This window comes from Variovorax sp. J31P179 (assembly GCF_030316985.1).
Taxonomy (GTDB): Bacteria; Pseudomonadota; Gammaproteobacteria; order Burkholderiales; family Burkholderiaceae_C; genus Variovorax; species Variovorax ginsengisoli_B.
The window spans coordinates 19,092-35,662 of record NZ_JASZYL010000010.1 but is presented as its reverse complement, the minus strand read 5'-3'; the positions used below and the strand labels follow the sequence as shown (position 1 = coordinate 35,662).

Sequence of the window (16,571 nt, the reverse complement as noted above, 5' to 3'; positions counted from 1 at the left end):
TCCCAGCGGCGGGCGCCCAAGGCCGAGGCAAATGCAATACCCAGGCACCGAAGAGACAATCAGGGAAGTCGTCGTCGCAACCCCCGACCAGTTGCGCGAGCGCATTCGCAAGAAGAGCCGGCTGAAGGGGCGGCAACCCGAAGAAGATTCGCTGCGGCAGGTCGGCGAACTGCTGGGCCCGCGGCCCGGCGACGGCTACCCGCGTGACCTGCTGATCGAATACCTGCACAAGGTCAACGACACGCACGGTTGCCTGCGCGACCACCACCTGGTCGCCCTCGCGAAGCTCATGAACATCCCGATGGCCGAGGTGTTCGAGGTCGCGACCTTCTATCACCACTTCGAAGTCGTTCGCGGCGGCGACGCGGCGCCTGGCCTCACGGTGCGCGTGTGCGACAGCCTGTCGTGCGAGATGGCGGGCGCCAAGGACCTGATCGCACGGCTGCCCGCGCTGCTCGGGCAGGCCGGGCGCAACGACGTGCGGGTGGTCGCGGCGCCATGCCTGGGCCGCTGCGAGCAGGCGCCCGCCGCGGCCGTGCACCAGCGCGCGGTGCCGCAGGCGACGGCCGACAAGGTGCTCGCCGCGCTGCGCTCCGGCGACACGCTGCGGGCGCAGCCGCCCGGGCCTGCGCAGCCGGTGGCACGCTTCGAGCCCTCGGCGTTGGCCGAGCGCAGCGTGTCGCCGGGGCTCGGCGCGATCGAGGTCCATCCGGCCTACACCGACTACGCGACCTACCGCGCGCACGGCGGCTACCAGCTGGTCGCCGCTCTGGTCGACAACGACAAGCAGGCCGAGACGGTGATCCGCGCCATGGAGAACTCGGGCCTGCGCGGCCTGGGCGGCGCGGGATTCCCGACCGGACGCAAGTGGCGCATCGTGCGCGACCAGCCGGCGCCCAAGCTGATGGCGGTCAACATCGACGAGGGCGAGCCCGGCACCTTCAAGGACCGCGTCTACCTCGAACGCGATCCGCATCGCTTTCTCGAAGGGGTGCTGATCGCCGCGCGCATCGTTGGCATCGATGCCTGCTACCTGTACCTGCGCGACGAATACCACGACTGCCGCGAACTGCTCGCCGCCGAGTTGGCCAAGCTGCAGGCCGACCCGCCATGTCCGCTGCCGCACATCGAACTGCGTCGCGGCGCGGGTGCGTACATCTGCGGCGAAGAGTCCGCGATGATCGAAAGCATCGAAGGCAAGCGCGGCGAGCCGCGCATGCGGCCGCCCTACATCGCGGAGGTGGGCCTGTTCGGCCGGCCGACGCTGGAGCACAACTTCGAGACGCTCTACTGGGTGCGCGACATCGTGCAGAAGGGACCCCAATGGTTCGGCGGCTTCGGCCGCCACGGCCGCAAGGGGCTGCGCAGCTTCAGCGTGAGCGGGCGCGTGAAGTCGCCGGGCGTGAAGCTGGCGCCGGCCGGCATCACGGTGCAGGAACTGATCGACGAATACTGCGGCGGCATGCAGGACGGCCACGCGCTGTATGCCTACCTGCCGGGCGGCGCATCGGGCGGCATCCTGCCGGCGCGCATGAACGACATCCCGCTGGACTTCGACACGCTGCAGCCGCACGGCTGCTTCATCGGCTCGGCGGCGGTGATGGTGCTGAGCCAGCATGACCGCGCCCGCGATGCCGCGCTCAACGTGATGCGCTTCTTCGAGCACGAGAGCTGCGGCCAGTGCACGCCGTGCCGGGTCGGCACCGCGAAGGCGGCGGCGCTGATGGAAGCGCCGGTGTGGGACAACGCCACGCTCGAAGACCTCGCGCAGGTCATGGGCGATGCATCCATCTGCGGATTGGGGCAGGCTGCACCCAACCCGATACGCTGCATCCAGAAATATTTTCCGCAGGAGATTGCCGAATGAACGCGCCCGCCAAGCTGGCCGAACTGCTGCCGCAGACGGTCGAGTTCCAGCTCGACGGCAAGACCGTGGAAGCCTTCGAGGGCGAGACCATCCTGAAGGCGGCGCAACGCCACGGGGTCGACATTCCGCACCTTTGCTACAAGGACGGCCTGCGCCCCGACGGCAATTGCCGCGCCTGCGTGGTCGAGCTAAAGGGCGAGCGCACCCTGGCGCCGAGCTGCTGCCGCACCGTCGCCGCCGGCATGGAAGTACAGGCGACCAGCGAACGGGCCCTGAAGAGCCAGAAGATGGTGGTCGAGATGCTGCTGTCGGACATGCCGGACGCAGGCTACAAGTGGATCGGCGACGACGCGACGCGCCAGCACGGCGAGCTCAGCGACTGGGCGGCGCGGCTCGATGTCGCAGTGCGGCCCGAACTGAAGGCGCTGCGCCGCGAGCAGCCTGCGGCCGACGTGTCGCACCCGGCGATGGCGGTGAACCTCGATGCCTGCATCCAGTGCAACCGCTGCGTGCGCGCCTGCCGCGAAGAGCAGGTCAACGACGTCATCGGCTACGCCCTGCGCGGCGAGCATTCGAAGATCGTCTTCGACCTCGACGACCCGATGGGCGACAGCACCTGCGTGGCCTGCGGCGAATGCGTGCAGGCCTGCCCGACCGGTGCGCTCATGCCCAAGAGCTTCATCGGCTCGCAGGCGGTCGATCGCAAGGTCGATTCGGTGTGCCCGTTCTGCGGTGTGGGCTGTCTCATCACGTACAACGTCAAGGACGAGAAGATCGTCAGCGTCGATGGCCGCGACGGCCCTGCCAACCACAGCCGGCTGTGCGTCAAGGGCCGCTTCGGCTTCGACTACGCGCACCATCCGCAGCGTCTCACCAAGCCGCTGATCCGCAAGCCCGGCGTTCCCAAGGGCTTCGACGATGCTCCGCGTCCCGGCGACTGGAGCGAAGCCTTCCGCGAAGCAAGCTGGGAAGAAGCGCTGGCGCTCGCCGCCGGCCAGCTCAAGGGCCTGCGCGACACGCACGGCCCGAAGGCGCTGGCCGGGTTCGGCTCCGCCAAGGGCAGCAACGAGGAGGCCTACCTGTTCCAGAAGCTGGTTCGCACCGGCTTCGGCAGCAACAACGTCGACCACTGCACCCGGCTGTGCCATGCGTCCAGCGTCGCGGCGCTGCTCGAAGGCGTGGGCTCGGGCGCCGTGAGCAACCAGGTCAACGACGTCGATCACGCGGAACTGATCTTCATCATCGGTTCCAATCCGACCGCCAACCATCCGGTGGCCGCCACCTGGATGAAGAACGCGGCCAGGCGCGGGGCGAAGATCGTGCTGGCGGACCCGCGCCGCACCGACATCAGCAAGCATGCCTGGCGCACCTTGCAGTTCAAGGCCGACACCGATGTCGCGATGCTCAACGCGCTGATCCACGCGGTGATCGACGAGGGCCTGGTCGACGAGGCCTTCGTCCGCGACCGCGCCAGCAACTTCGAGGCGCTGCGCGACAACGTGAAGGGCTACAGCCCCGAGGCGATGGCGCCGATCTGCGGCGTGCCGGCCGAGACGCTGCGCGAAGTCGCCCGCGCCTTCGCCACCGCGAAGGGCGCGATGGTGCTGTGGGGCATGGGCATCAGCCAGCACGTGCATGGCACCGACAACGCGCGCTGCCTGATCGCGCTGGTCACGGTCACCGGCCAGATCGGCAAGCCCGGCTCCGGCCTGCACCCGCTGCGCGGCCAGAACAACGTGCAGGGGGCGAGCGATGCGGGGCTGATCCCGATGATGTTCCCCAACTACCAGCGGGTCGACAACGCTGCCGCCCATGCGTGGTTCGAAGAGTTCTGGGGCATGCCGCTCGACGAGAAACCCGGCTACACGGTGGTCGAGATCATGCACAAGGCGCTGGCGCCCGACGACGATCCGCACAAGGTGCGCGGCATGTACATCATGGGCGAGAACCCGGCCATGAGCGACCCCGACCTGAACCATGCGCGCCATGCGCTCGCCAGCCTGGAGCACCTGGTGGTGCAGGACATCTTCATGACCGAGACCGCCTGGCTGGCCGACGTGGTGCTGCCGGCCAGCGCCTGGCCCGAGAAGACCGGCACGGTGAGCAACACCGACCGCATGGTGCAGCTCGGCAAGCGGGCGCTCGATCCGCCGGGCGATGCCAGGCCCGATCTCTGGATCATCCAGCAGATCGCCCGACGCATGGGACTGGCCTGGAACTACGAGGGCGAAGAAAGCGGCGTGGCCGCGGTCTACGACGAAATGCGCCAGGCCATGCATGCCGCCATCAGCGGCATCACATGGGAGCGCCTGCAGCGCGAGTCGAGCGTGACCTACCCGTGCCTGAGCGCGGAGGATCCCGGCCAGCCGACCGTGTTCATCGACCGCTTCCCGACCGCCGACGGCCGCGTGAAGCTGGTGCCGGCCGACATCATCCCGGCCGACGAGCGGCCCGACGCCGACTACCCCTTCGTGCTCATCACCGGCCGCCAGCTCGAGCACTGGCACACCGGCAGCATGACGCGCCGTGCGAGCGTGCTCGACGCGCTGGAGCCGATGGCGACCGCCTCGATGCACCAGGCCGATCTCGACGCGATGGGGCTGGCGCCGGGCGACGTGATCACCATCCGGTCGCGCCGCGGCGAGGTGGCGATCCACGTGCGGCGCGACGACGGCACGCCGCACGGGGCGGTGTTCGTGCCCTTCGCCTACTACGAGGCGGCGGCCAACCTGATGACCAACGCCGCACTCGACCCCTTCGGCAAGATCCCGGAGTTCAAGTATTGCGCGGTGCGGATCGAGCGCGGCGGCCAGCCCATGGCGGCTGCAGGTTACGGAACCGGCGCGACGGGGGACAATCCACCCCACCCATGGACAGCCTCGACCTGATCAGGACCTTTCGCGAGGTCGCTTCGCACGGCAGCTTTTCCCGGGCCGCGACCAAGCTCGACGTTTCGAAGGCCACGGTGAGCAAGTACATCGCCGAGCTCGAGACGCGCCTGGGCGTGCGGCTGCTCAACCGCTCCACCCGTGCCGTCAGCCTGACCGACGCCGGGTCGCTGCTGCTGGAGCGCAGCAAGCCGATGATGGAGATGTTCGAGCTGACCCAGGCCGAGGTCCAGGAGCACGCCAGCCACCCCACCGGGCGGCTGCGCATCTCGGCGCCGCTGGGGGCGGGCCAGGGCGACCTGCCGAAGATGATCGGCGAGTTCATGGGCCACTATCCCGACGTCAGCATCAGCCTGCAGCTTCTGAACCGGGCCCCCGACATGGCGGAGGAGGGCATCGACCTGGCGCTGCACTTCGGCCCGATCGAGGACGAGAACCTGATCGTGCGCAAGCTGGCGCGGCGCGCCCTGGTGGTGTGCGCCTCGCCGCTCTACTGGCGCAAGCACGGCAAGCCCACGCACCCGCGGGAACTGGCGGGCCACGATGCCTTGACCCAGACCCGGTTGGGCGCCCACCCCGAGTGGCGCTTCGAAGTCGACGGCAAGCCCTTCGACGTGGCGATGAAGAGCCGCATGGATGCGACCGAGGCGGCGCCCCTGATCCAGGTCGCGATGCAGGGCTTCGGGGTGATCTACATGCCCGAGATGCTGGTGCAGCCGCACATCGACCATGGCGAGCTGGTGCCGGTGCTGCAGGACTACGTGCGCAGCGACATGTGGCTGTCGGCCGCCTACCTGCAGCGGCGCCACAACAGCGCAGCGCTGCGGGCCTTGCTCGACTTCCTCGAGTCGCGCTTCAGCGGGCGGACCAAGGCCAGGGGCTGAGGCCGGCCGGGCGGCTCGACTGCCCCTTGGTGCAGCGCCTCATGGCCCAAAGGGCACTGTACGCGCGGCCCGCCGGGGCCTACATTGCCGCCCAGGGGAGCGAGCCTGGAGGAGGAAGCCGCGGCTCGGGGCAAGCCTGATGAAGCGCCTTGCCCAAGCTGCCGACGAACCACCCCATGGAGACAACCCCATGCGAACCCACCTCTCTTTTCTCTTCATGTCCGCCGCCCTCGCGATCTCCCTGTCGGGCTGCGCCGGCACCGCCGCCGCGCCCTCGCAGCGCCAGCTGATGCTGGTCGCCAACGACGAGAAGCAGTCCTGGAACGATGCCGGCGTGGTGCAGCTCGCGCCGCAGGGCCGCGACAGCGTGCAGCTGATCGACATCGGCACCGATCCGCTGGCACCGCGATCGGTCGGAACCCTGGCGCTCGACAACACGATCGCGGGCCCGCCCACCAACCTGGCTATCACAGCCGACGAGCGGCTCGCGCTGGTCGCCAATTCGCTCCTCGTGGTCGAGGAGAACGGGGTGCGCAAGCAGGTGCCCGACAACCGCCTGTTCGTGATCGACCTGGCCGCCTCGCCGCCGAAGCTGATCGATACGATCGTCGTCGGCAAGCAGCCCTCGGGGCTCACGATCAACCGCGCCGGCACCCTGGCGCTGGTCGCCAACCGAGCCGACAACTCGGTCAGCGTGCTGCGCATCGCCGGCCAGAAGGTCAACCTGATCGACACCGTCGCGATGGGCGAATCGGTGTCGCACGTGCGCTTCACGCCCGACGGCCGGCGCGCGCTCGCGGCCAAGTTTCCGAACCACAAGATCGCGCTGCTCGATGTCGACGGCGAGAAGGTCAGCTACGGCAAGGTCGATCTCGCGGTCGGCCTCTGGCCTTACAACGTCGATGTCACGCCCGACGGCAGGCTCGCCCTGACGGCCGACAACGGCAACGCCGGCGCCTCCGACGGCCAGGTCGACACGGTCAGCGTCATCGACCTCGAGGCGGTGCCGCCGCGCGTCATCGACAAGGTGGTGGTCGGCGACGGACCCGAGGGCCTGGTGGTGAGCCCGACCGGCAAGATGGCGGTGGCGCTGATCCTGCGCGGCAGCAACGCGGCCAAGAACGCCTACTTCTACAACCGCAACGGGTCGGTGGTGGCTCTCAGGATCGACGGCAAGAAGGTCACGCGCGGCAACGAAGTGGTGGTGCGGGGGCTGCCCGAGGGTGCGGTGTTCAGCGCCGACGGCAAGTACCTCTATGTCGGCAACTTCATCGACCAGGACATCTCGATCCTGCGGGTCGATGGCGACACCCTGGTCGACACCGGCAAGTCGTTCGGACTGGCGGGCCATCCGGCGGCGATGCGCGGCCGCCTGACGCACTGAGCGAACACCGCGTCATTTGCATTTTGAATCGCGGCATGTCCCGATTCAATTTGACGCTGCGGCGGGGTCCGCCAACACTGCCCGCCATGCAGGAACAGAAGATCGAGTTTTATCAGGGGCCGGCCGGCGGCTGGGGTGCGCTGCGCAGCGTGACACGGGCGCTGCGGGCGCAGAGCATCGCGCTGAAGGGGGCCAGGACCCTGCTGTCCGCCAACCAGCCCGATGGCTTCGACTGCCCCGGCTGCGCCTGGCCCGACCGCAACCATGCCTCGACCTTCGAGTTCTGCGAGAACGGTGCCAAGGCCGTGGCGGCCGAGGCGACCGCCCGGCGGGCCGGGCCCGAGCTGTTCGCGCAGCACACCGTCAGGCAGTTGGCCGAGCAAAGCGATTTCTGGCTCGAGGACCAGGGCCGCCTGACGCATCCGATGGCCTACGACGCCGCCAGCGACAAATACGTTCCGATCGGCTGGGACGACGCCTTTGCGCTGATCGCCCGCCATCTCCAGGCGCTGCCCGATCCGAACCAGGCCATCTTCTATACCTCGGGCCGGGCCAGCAACGAGGCCGCCTTCCTCTACCAGCTGTTCGTGCGCGAGTACGGCACGAACAACTTCCCCGACTGCTCCAACATGTGCCACGAGCCCAGCGGCAGCGGCATGCGGCCGCAGATCGGCGTCGGCAAGGGCACGGTCACGCTGGAGGATTTCGAGCACGCCGATGCGATCTTCATCTTCGGCCAGAACCCGGGCACCAACCATCCGCGGATGCTCGGCGAGTTGCGCGCGGCGCACCGGCGTGGCGCGAAGATCGTGAGCTTCAATCCGCTGCGCGAGCGCGGCCTGGAGCGCTTCGCCGACCCGCAGGACAAGCTCGAGATGGCGACGCTCGGTTCGACGCCGATCAGCACTCTCTACTTCCAGCTGCGCGTCGGCGGCGATTTCGCGCTGGTCAAGGGGATGATGAAGCACCTGGTCGAGTGCGAGGACGCCGGCCAGGCCACGCTCGACCACGCCTTCATCGCCGAGCATTCGGTCGGCTTCGAGGCCCTGGCAGCCGACCTGCGGGCCGAGTCCTGGGCGCTGCTGGTGCGCGAGTCGGGGCTGTCCGAGGCGCAGATCCGGGCCGCCGCCGAGGTCTACCGCCAGGCCGAGAGGGCGATCGTCTGCTGGGGCATGGGCATCACGCAGCACGTCGATTCGGTCGCCACGATCCAGATGCTCGTCAACCTGCTGATGCTGCGCGGCAACATCGGGCGGCCCGGCGCCGGCGCCTGCCCGGTGCGTGGCCACAGCAATGTCCAGGGCGACCGCACCATGGGCATCTGGGAAAAGCCGCCGGCCGAATTGCTGGACCGGCTGCGCGATGTATTCGGCTTCGAGCCGCCGCGCCAGCCCGGCTGGGACACGGTGGAGTCGATCCGCGCGATGCGCGATGGCCGCGGCAAGGTCTTCTTCGCGCTCGGCGGCAACTTCGCCGCCGCCACGCCCGACACCCACGAGACCTGGAAGGCGCTGCGCCGCTGCGATCTCACGGTGCACGTCACGACCAAGCTCAATCGCAGCCACGTGGTGCACGGGCGCGAGGCGCTGATCCTGCCTTGCCTGGGCCGCACCGAGGTCGACCGCCAGGCCGGCGGCCTGCAGGGGGTGACGGTGGAAGACTCGATGAGCATGGTCCACATGTCGGTGGGCATCAACGCGCCGGCCTCGGAGCACCTGCTGTCCGAGCCGGCGATCGTGGCGCGGCTGGCCGCCGCCACGCTGGGGGCGCGCAGCCGCACGCCTTGGCTGGCGCTGATCGAGGACTACGGGCGCATCCGCGACCGGATCGAGGCGGTGTTCGACGACTTCAAGGATTTCAACCGCCGGGTCGCTGTCCCGGGCGGCTTCCGCCTGCCCAATCCGGCGGCGCGGCGCGACTGGGCCACGCCTTCCGGCAAGGCCGTCTTCTTCACGCATGCGGTGCCGCAGGACACGCCCTCGCACCGGGCCCGCGCCCGGCGGGGTGACACGGTGGTGTTCACGCTGCTGAGCACCCGCTCGCACGACCAGTACAACACCACCATCTACGGCCACGACGACCGCTACCGAGGGGTCTTCGGCCAGCGCCGCGTGGTCTTCATCCATGCCGAGGACATCCGGGCGCTGGGCCTCCAGGACGGCGACTGGGTCGACATCCACACCGTCTGGCACGATGGCCAGGAACGCCGGGCCGACCGCTTCAAGCTGGTGGCCTACGACATTCCGCGCGGCAACCTCGCGGCCTACTACCCCGAGACCAATCCGCTGGTGCCGCTGGAATCGGTGGCGCGCGATGCCGGCACGCCGGCGTCCAAGTCGATCCCGGTGGTGTTGCTGCCGCACGCGGCGGGGCCGCTGTGACGAGTGCCCTGGTCGACGCCGGTGTCGGGTTCGACGTCGAGGCCCCGGCGCCGCTGTCGCACCGAAGCGTGCGCGTGTTCGGCGAGGCCGGTGCGCCGGCGGCGGGACTGGCGCGCGGCGACGTGCTGGCGACCGAGCTGCCGGTGGCCGTGGTCTTCAACGGCATTTCGCATGCGGTGATGATGGCCACCCCGCAGGACCTCGAGGCCTTCGCCCTCGGCTTCGCGCTCAGCGAAGGGATCCTCGACCACGTGCGCGACTGCCGCGGCATCGCGCAGCGGCGGATCGGCGCGCGCCAGGCCGGCCTGCCCGAGGGCATCGACGGCATCGAGGTGCAACTCGAGATCTCGGCGCGCAGCTTCGAGCGGCTCAAGGGTCGCCGGCGCAGCATGGCCGGGCGCACCGGATGCGGCGTCTGCGGTGTCGAGAGCTTCGCGGCCCTCGACCTGCAAAGCAGCCCGGTCGCGCGCCGCGCCTGGATCGAACGGGTCGACCTGCCGACGGTGCTGCGCGCCTTCGCGGCGCTGCCGGCGCGCCAGACGCTCAATGCCGAAGCGGGCGCGCTTCACGCGGCCGGCTGGGCGACCCTGGGCGGCGAGTTGACCGACGTGCTGGAAGACGTGGGCCGCCACAATGCGCTCGACAAGCTGCTCGGCACGCTGGCGCGCGCCGGCCGGCTCAGCGAGCCCGGTTTCGTCGTCCTGTCCAGCCGCGGCAGCCACGAACTGGTCCGCAAGTGCGCGCGCCTCGGCATTGCCGCGATCGCCACCATCTCGGCTCCGACGGCCATGGGCGTGCAGGTCGCCCAACTGGCCGGGCTGCGGCTGTGGGGGCTGTGCCGGGCCCCGCGCGGCGTGCTGTATGCGGCGGGCCGCGGGCCGGATGCCAAAACTTGACGCCCCCAAAACGAACAGGAATGGATTAAGCCTTCTGTTTCGTTCTTTCGAAGGCGCACTTAAGTCCTAAGCTCGATCCCAGTTCAATGAACCACAGGAACGGGGTATGGCAAGACTGATCATCCTGGCTCGAAACAGCAGCGTGCGCCAGGTCAACATCGCAAGTCCGATCACCACCATCGGGCGGTCCGGCAGCAACAGCGTCTGCATCGACAGCCAGCGTGTGAGCCGGCATCACGCGGCGATCGAGTGGACCGGCGAGCATTTCCTGCTCACCGACATGGGCAGCCGCAACGGCACCTATGTCAACAACGAGAAGGTCAGGTCGCACACCCTGGTCAACGGCGATGCGATCGTGGTCGGCGATTGCCAGCTGCGCTTTCTCTACAGCCGGGCCTTGCCGCCGGTCGATGCGCTTCGGCTCATGACCCAGCCGGGCGAACTGGTGGGGATCGATGCGCACATGGCGCGCAGCGCGAACCGGCGCCTGCCCGAGCGCCGCGTGTTCGCGCGCTGACTTCAGGCGTACTGCGCTGCCAACGGGCGGCCTTGCGGCGCGATCGCCTGGGCCGGCATGGCCGTCGCCTGGCGTCGCTCGGCGATCAGACGGGCCACCAGCTGCGCGGCCAACTCGAGCTTCTTGAGGTCGCGCGCCTCCAGCGCCGGATCGGGATTGAAGCTGAACGAATAGAAGGTGCCGTAGATCGCACCGTCGGCGAGCACCACCGGTGCGCTCAGATAGCAGCCCGCGGGCACCTGGGCGCGCAGCACCTGCTTGCAGAAAGCCAGCTCGAGCGGCTCGGCCTGCTCGTCGATGAACTGGGCGCGCTGCGCGTCCTCCCGGCGATGCGAGACCTGGCGGCCTTCGACGAACTCGCAGGCGAATGCGGCCTCCATCGCGTGCTGGTCGCGCAGCAGCTTGAGCACCTGATGGACCGAGGGGTCGAGCAGCGGATCGCTCATGTCCGGGGTCGCCATCAGGAGCTCGGACACGGTCACCTCGAGCGATTCGAGTGCGTGAAGGTGTTCGTAGTAGCTCATGTAGGGGTCTCCGGTGGAATGTGTCCATTGGAGCGCAGAAATCCGCCAAGCTCAGAAAATGAGAACTAAGGTTTCGTTTTTGTGCGGACCTTTGTCACGAAATCCGCGCCGGGCTTGCTTCAGGATGTGACTGGGCCACAGGCGCCCGGCTTCGGCTATCGTCCTCTGCATGGCGAATCCTGAAACCCCGTCGGCCGTGGCAGCGGCCCTTCCGCGGCTGACGCAGGCGCGGGCACCGCTCACGCGCGAAGTCGAGGTGGTCGACGAGCATGGCGCGTCGAGCCGGGTGTCGATTCCTGCCGAACGCGACCTGACGATCTACGTCGACCGCCGCGAACTGGTCACGCTCATGACCCTCGGCGCGCAGCCCGAACTGCTGGTGCTGGGCTACCTGCTGAACCAGCGCCTGATCGAATCCGCGGCCGACGTCGAGTCGATCACGGTCGACTGGGAGGTCGGCGCCGCGGCCGTCAAGACCCACGCCGGCATCGACCGGATCGAGGAGCGGACCGCGAAGAAGGTGGTCACCACCGGCTGCGGGCAGGGCAGCGTGTTCGGCGAACTCATGGCTGGCATCGACAGCCTGCAATTGCCCGACACCCGCATGACCCAGGCCCAGCTCTATGCCCTGGTCGACGCGATCCGGCTCCAGGAAAGCACCTACAAGTCGGCCGGCTCGGTGCACGGCTGCGCCCTTTTCACGCTCGAAGAGGGCGACCAGGCCCGCATGCAGTGCTTCGTCGAGGACGTGGGCCGCCACAATGCGATCGACACGATCGCCGGCTGGATCGCGATGCAGGCGCAGCTGGCCGGCGCGCGGGTCTTCTACACCACCGGCCGCCTGACCAGCGAGATGGTCATCAAGTCGGCGCAGATGGGCGTGGCGATCGTCGTCTCGCGCAGCGGCATCACGCAGATGGGCCACGAGGTGGCGCAGCGGGTCGGCCTGTGCGCGATCGGGCGGGCGACCAACCGGCGCTTCCTTTGCTTCGCGGGGGCGCAGAGGCTGGTGCTGCAGCCGGGGCTGGCCGGCGCCAGGCCCTAAATCCTTCGATTTCGCGGGCGCCGCCGGCTCGGCTATCGTCGGGCCCATGAATGCCTTTCTTCGCCTCGGCTGGCGCACGCTCTGGCGCGACCTGCGCGCCGGTGAACTCCGACTCCTGATCGTCGCCGTGCTGCTGGCGGTGGCGGCGCTGACCGCGGTCGGCTTCTTCGCCGACCGGCTCAAGGGCGGGCTGCAGCGCGATGCCCGCCAGCTGCTCGGCGGCGACGCGGTGCTGGCGAGCGACAACCCGACGCCGCCGGCCTTCGTCGAGCGGGCCCGCTCGCTCGGGCTGGCGGGTGCCGGCACCTACGGCTTCCCGACCATGGCGCGCGCCAGCGATGCGCAGGGCGGTGCAAGCAAGCTGGTGGCGCTGAAGGCGGTCTCGGCCGGCTATCCGCTGCGCGGCGCGGTGCAGGTCGCGGTCGACGCCGAAGGTCCCGGACAGGCCACGCGCGAGGTGCCCGCGCCCGGCGAGGCCTGGGTCGACGGACCGCTGCTCGACGCGCTGGCGCTGAAGGTCGGGGACACGCTGCTGCTCGGCGATGCCGGCCTGCGCATCGCTCGCGTGATCACGCTGGAGCCCGACCGCGGCGCCGGCTTCATGAGCTTCGCGCCGCGCGTGATGCTGAACCAGGCCGACATTGCCCGCACCGGGCTCGTGCAGCCGGCCAGCCGGGTGAGCTACCGCTTCGCGGTGGCGGGCGATACGGCGGCGGTGAAGCGCTTCAGCGACGAGGTCGATGCCTCGATCAAGAAGGGCGAACTGCGTGGGGCCCGCCTCGAATCCTTCGAGAGCGGCCGCCCCGAGATGCGGCAGACGCTCGACCGCGCCGAGAAATTCCTCAACCTGGTGGCGCTGCTGGCGGCGCTGCTGTCGGCCGTGGCGGTGGCGTTGGCGGCACGCGGCTTCGCGGCCAGCCACCTCGACGACTGCGCGATGCTGCGCGTGCTGGGCCAGAGCCAGCGCACCATCGCCGGCGCCTATGCCTTCGAGTTCGCCGTCATCGGACTGATCGCCAGCGCGCTGGGCGTGGCGATCGGCTACGGCGTGCACTACGTCTTCGTGCTGCTCCTCGCGGGGCTGGTCGAGAGCGCGCTGCCGGCGCCGACCCTGTGGCCGGTCGCCTTCGGTCTCGGCGTCGGACTCACGCTGCTGTTCGCCTTCGGCTTGCCGCCGGTCCTGCAACTCGCCCGGGTCCCGCCGCTGCGCGTGATCCGGCGCGATGTCGGCGGCCTGAAGCCGGCCTCCATCACCGTGCTGGCCATCGGGGTGGCCGGGTTCGCGGCGCTGCTGGTCGCGGCCAGCAGCGACCTCAAGCTGGGGCTGATCGCGGTCGGCGGGTTTGCGGTGGCGGTGGCGGTGTTCGCGCTCCTGAGCTGGCTCGCCGTCAAGGTGCTGCGGCGCAGCGTCAACGAGACCACGGCGCCGCGCTGGCTGGTGCTGGCGACGCGCCAGATCTCGGCCCGGCCCGCCTATGCGGTGGTGCAGGTGAGCGCGCTGGCGGTCGGCCTGCTGGCGCTGATCCTGCTCGTGCTGCTGCGCACCGACCTGGTGTCGAGCTGGCGCGCGGCCACGCCGCCGGATGCGCCGAACCGCTTCGTGATCAACGTCATGCCCGACCAGAGCGACGCCTTCCAGCAGAGCCTGCGCGACGGTGGCGTACGCAAGTTCGACTGGTACCCGATGATCCGCGGCCGATTGGTGGCGATCAACGACCGGCCGGTGTCGCCGGACGACTACACCGAAGACCGCGCCAAGCGGCTGGTCGACCGCGAATTCAACCTCAGCAACAGCGCCGAGGCGCCGCCGCACAACCAGATCACCGCGGGGGCCTGGACGCCCGATGCCGCGGGCGAACTGAGCGTCGAGGAAGGGCTGGCCCAGACGCTGGGCCTGAAGCTCGGCGACACCCTGCGCTTCGACATCGGCGGCCAGCAGAACGAGGCCCGGATCACCTCGCTGCGCAAGGTCGACTGGGGCTCGATGCACGCCAATTTCTTCGTCATGTACACGGTCGCGGCGCTGGCCGACGTGCCCGTGACTTACATGGGCGCCTTCCGCGCGCCGGAGGTCAAGGGCTTCGACAACGCGCTGGTGCGCAGCTATCCGAACGTCACCAACGTCGACATGAGCGCCACCATCGGCCAGGTGCAGCGGGTGCTCGACCAGGTGATCCGGGCGGTCGAGTTCCTGTTCGGCTTCACGCTCGCGGCCGGGCTGGTGGTGCTTTTCGCGGCGGTCACCGCGACCCGCGAGGAGCGTGCGCGCGAGTTCGCCGTGATGCGGGCAGTGGGTGCGCGGGCCAGCCTGCTGCGGCAGGTGCAGCGCGCGGAACTGGCGGGTGTCGGCCTGCTGGCCGGCTTCCTGGCCAGCATCGTGGCCTCGGTCATCGGCTGGGCGCTGGCGCGCTTCGTGTTCGATTTCACCTGGACCGCGTCGCCGCTGGTGCCGATCGCCGGCGCCCTGGCGGGCGCGGCGCTGGCCCTCGCGGCCGGCTGGTGGGGACTGCGCGAAGTGCTGCGGCGGCCGGTGGTGGCGACGCTGCGGCAGGCTGCGGAGTAGCTGCGGGGTGGATGCGGGGTCATGGCGCGTGCCGAGGGCACCGGGTGGCGCCGTGCGGTGTGGCCGAGGATGAGCCACCGACTTGACGGCTCGCGCCGATGGTGTGCTCTGCGCAGCGAACGTTCACCCCGGCTTCTGACCGTTTACAGCACCTCGTCGCGCAACTGCGGGAACACCTTCGACACCTTGGCCAGCAGGTAGTCGCCGTAGCGGCCGCTGAAGGCATGGACGTTGGCGCGGTCCCAGCGCTCGGCGCTGTCGTCCGTGGCGGCGCTGTCCAGCCCTTCGATGCGCCGGACCCGGGCCTCGAAATTCGGATCGAAGAACAGCGGGAAGGACAGCCGGTCGCGGCCCGAGGTGTTGCGCGTCACGCGGTGGGGGGTCGACTTGTAGAGCCCGCCGGTCATGCGGTCGAGCATGTCGCCGATGTTGCAGACGAAGGACTGCGCGACAGGCGGCGCCTCGATCCAGCCGCCGGGCGTGCGCACCTGCAGGCCGCCCACGTCGTCCTGGCGCAGGATCGTGAGCAGGCCGTAGTCGGTGTGCTCGCCGACGCCCCAGTGCACGTCCATGCCGTCGGGCACCGGCTGCGTCGGATAGTTGAAGATCCGGAACAGGATCAGCGGGTCGGCCGTGTAGCGCTCGGCGAAATAGTCGGCCGGCAGGCCCAGGCTCAGCGCGATGCCTTCCATCAGGCGGTGGCCGAGCCGCGTGACGGCGTCGATGTAGGCCAGCACAGTGGCGCGGAAGCCATCGATGTCGGGGAACAGGTTGGGCCCGTGCACCGGCGTGCCGGCGCGCACCAGCGGATTGTCGGCAGGCAGTTCGGTGCCGAGGTAGAGGCCTTCCTTCCAGTCGGGCCGGCCGGAGGTGAGTTCGCCGCCGAGCGGGAAGTAGCCGCGCCAGGCCCGGCCGCCGAGGGCCATTCGCCAGCGCATCTTGGTCGGCTCGTCGAGTGCGAAGAAGCGGCGGCTCAGGTCATCGAGGCGCTGCACCAGCGCAGGGTCGACGCCGTGGCCGGTGACGTAGAAGAAGCCGTGAGCCCGGCAGGCGACGCCGATCTGCGCCGCCGCCTGTTCGCGCCCGGGGCCGCCGGCGACCAGGGCCGAGATGTTGATCACGGGCAAGCTTTCGCCGCGGGAGGAGGGGGTTGAATCGACCATGGCTGCGATGGTGCCTCAAGTCTTGGGACAATGGCGTCCATGCAAATCCAGGACAAACCGCCCTTCGACACCCCATTCGAATGGATCGGCGGCGAAGCCGCGGTCCACGCGCTGGTCGAGCGCTTCTACGACCTCATGGACCTCGAGCCGGCCTATGCGCAACTGCGCGCGGTGCACGGCAGCTCGCTCGACAACGCGCGCCAGCGCCTGTTCTGGTTCCTCTGCGGCTGGCTCGGCGGGCCGCAGCACTACACCGACCGCTTCGGCCATCCGATGCTGCGCGCGCGGCATCTGCCGCAAAGCATCGGCGGCCACAGCATCGGGATCCGCGAGCGCGACGAGTGGCTGGCCTGCATGGACCAGGCGATGGGCGAGACCGGCGTGCCGGAGGACTTGCGCGAGCGCCTGCGCGGGTCGTTCTTCCAGACGGCGGACTGGATGCGGAACAAGGGCGGTTAG

12 protein-coding genes are annotated in these 16,571 nt (G+C 69.5%); 10 read left to right on the top strand and 2 right to left on the bottom strand.

Going from position 1 to position 16,571, the window contains the following annotated elements; translation table 11 throughout:
* The first annotated feature begins 31 nt into the window (after positions 1 to 31).
* From QTI17_RS24040 to QTI17_RS24010, 7 genes are all read left to right on the top strand, one after another.
* Positions 32 to 1,867, top strand: a complete 1,836-nt coding sequence (locus QTI17_RS24040; protein ID WP_286536165.1) for an NAD(P)H-dependent oxidoreductase subunit E — start codon at positions 32 to 34, stop codon at positions 1,865 to 1,867.
* On the top strand, positions 1,864 to 4,755 hold the full coding sequence (fdhF, locus tag QTI17_RS24035) for a formate dehydrogenase subunit alpha (RefSeq protein WP_286536163.1): 2,892 nt from the start codon (positions 1,864 to 1,866) through the stop codon (positions 4,753 to 4,755). Before QTI17_RS24040 ends, fdhF begins: the two co-directional genes overlap by 4 nt.
* The gene (locus tag QTI17_RS24030) at positions 4,737 to 5,639 is read left to right on the top strand and encodes a LysR family transcriptional regulator (protein ID WP_286536161.1); all 903 of its coding nucleotides are present in this window, start codon (positions 4,737 to 4,739) and stop codon (positions 5,637 to 5,639) included. Before fdhF ends, QTI17_RS24030 begins: the two co-directional genes overlap by 19 nt.
* 190 nt (positions 5,640 to 5,829) lie before the next feature.
* The gene (locus QTI17_RS24025) at positions 5,830 to 7,023 is read left to right on the top strand and encodes a YncE family protein (protein WP_286536160.1); all 1,194 of its coding nucleotides are present in this window, start codon (positions 5,830 to 5,832) and stop codon (positions 7,021 to 7,023) included.
* Positions 7,024 to 7,109: 86 nt separating this feature from the next.
* A complete protein-coding gene (locus QTI17_RS24020; RefSeq protein ID WP_286536158.1) occupies positions 7,110 to 9,404 on the top strand; it encodes an FdhF/YdeP family oxidoreductase in 2,295 nt (764 codons plus the stop codon).
* Positions 9,401 to 10,300 carry a formate dehydrogenase accessory sulfurtransferase FdhD gene (fdhD, locus tag QTI17_RS24015; protein WP_503011097.1) on the top strand — a complete coding sequence of 300 codons (900 nt, stop codon included), beginning with the start codon at positions 9,401 to 9,403 and terminating at the stop codon, positions 10,298 to 10,300. The genes QTI17_RS24020 and fdhD overlap by 4 nt, the downstream gene beginning before the upstream one ends.
* Positions 10,301 to 10,406: 106 nt before the next feature.
* Positions 10,407 to 10,817, top strand: coding sequence for an FHA domain-containing protein (locus tag QTI17_RS24010; RefSeq protein ID WP_286536156.1), 411 nt, complete (start codon positions 10,407 to 10,409; stop codon positions 10,815 to 10,817).
* A 2-nt stretch (positions 10,818 to 10,819) separates the two neighbouring features.
* On the opposite strand, the gene QTI17_RS24005 is transcribed toward QTI17_RS24010, so the two are convergent.
* The gene (locus tag QTI17_RS24005; protein WP_286536154.1) at positions 10,820 to 11,341 is read right to left on the bottom strand and encodes a hypothetical protein; all 522 of its coding nucleotides are present in this window, start codon (positions 11,339 to 11,341) and stop codon (positions 10,820 to 10,822) included.
* A gap of 169 nt (positions 11,342 to 11,510) precedes the next feature.
* Here QTI17_RS24005 and QTI17_RS24000 point away from each other — a divergent pair, with 169 nt between their 5' ends.
* Positions 11,511 to 12,386: a formate dehydrogenase accessory sulfurtransferase FdhD gene (locus QTI17_RS24000; RefSeq protein ID WP_286536152.1), complete on the top strand. Its 876-nt coding sequence runs from the start codon at positions 11,511 to 11,513 to the stop codon at positions 12,384 to 12,386.
* Positions 12,387 to 12,432: 46 nt separating this feature from the next.
* Positions 12,433 to 14,949: an ABC transporter permease gene (locus QTI17_RS23995; RefSeq protein ID WP_286536150.1), complete on the top strand. Its 2,517-nt coding sequence runs from the start codon at positions 12,433 to 12,435 to the stop codon at positions 14,947 to 14,949.
* A 143-nt stretch (positions 14,950 to 15,092) separates the two neighbouring features.
* Here QTI17_RS23995 and QTI17_RS23990 read toward each other — a convergent pair whose 3' ends face one another.
* Positions 15,093 to 16,112, bottom strand: coding sequence for an isopenicillin N synthase family dioxygenase (locus tag QTI17_RS23990; protein ID WP_286536148.1), 1,020 nt, complete (start codon positions 16,110 to 16,112; stop codon positions 15,093 to 15,095).
* 39 nt (positions 16,113 to 16,151) lie between these two features.
* On the opposite strand from QTI17_RS23990, the gene QTI17_RS23985 reads away from it, so the two are divergent.
* The gene (locus QTI17_RS23985; RefSeq protein ID WP_286536147.1) at positions 16,152 to 16,571 is read left to right on the top strand and encodes a group II truncated hemoglobin; all 420 of its coding nucleotides are present in this window, start codon (positions 16,152 to 16,154) and stop codon (positions 16,569 to 16,571) included.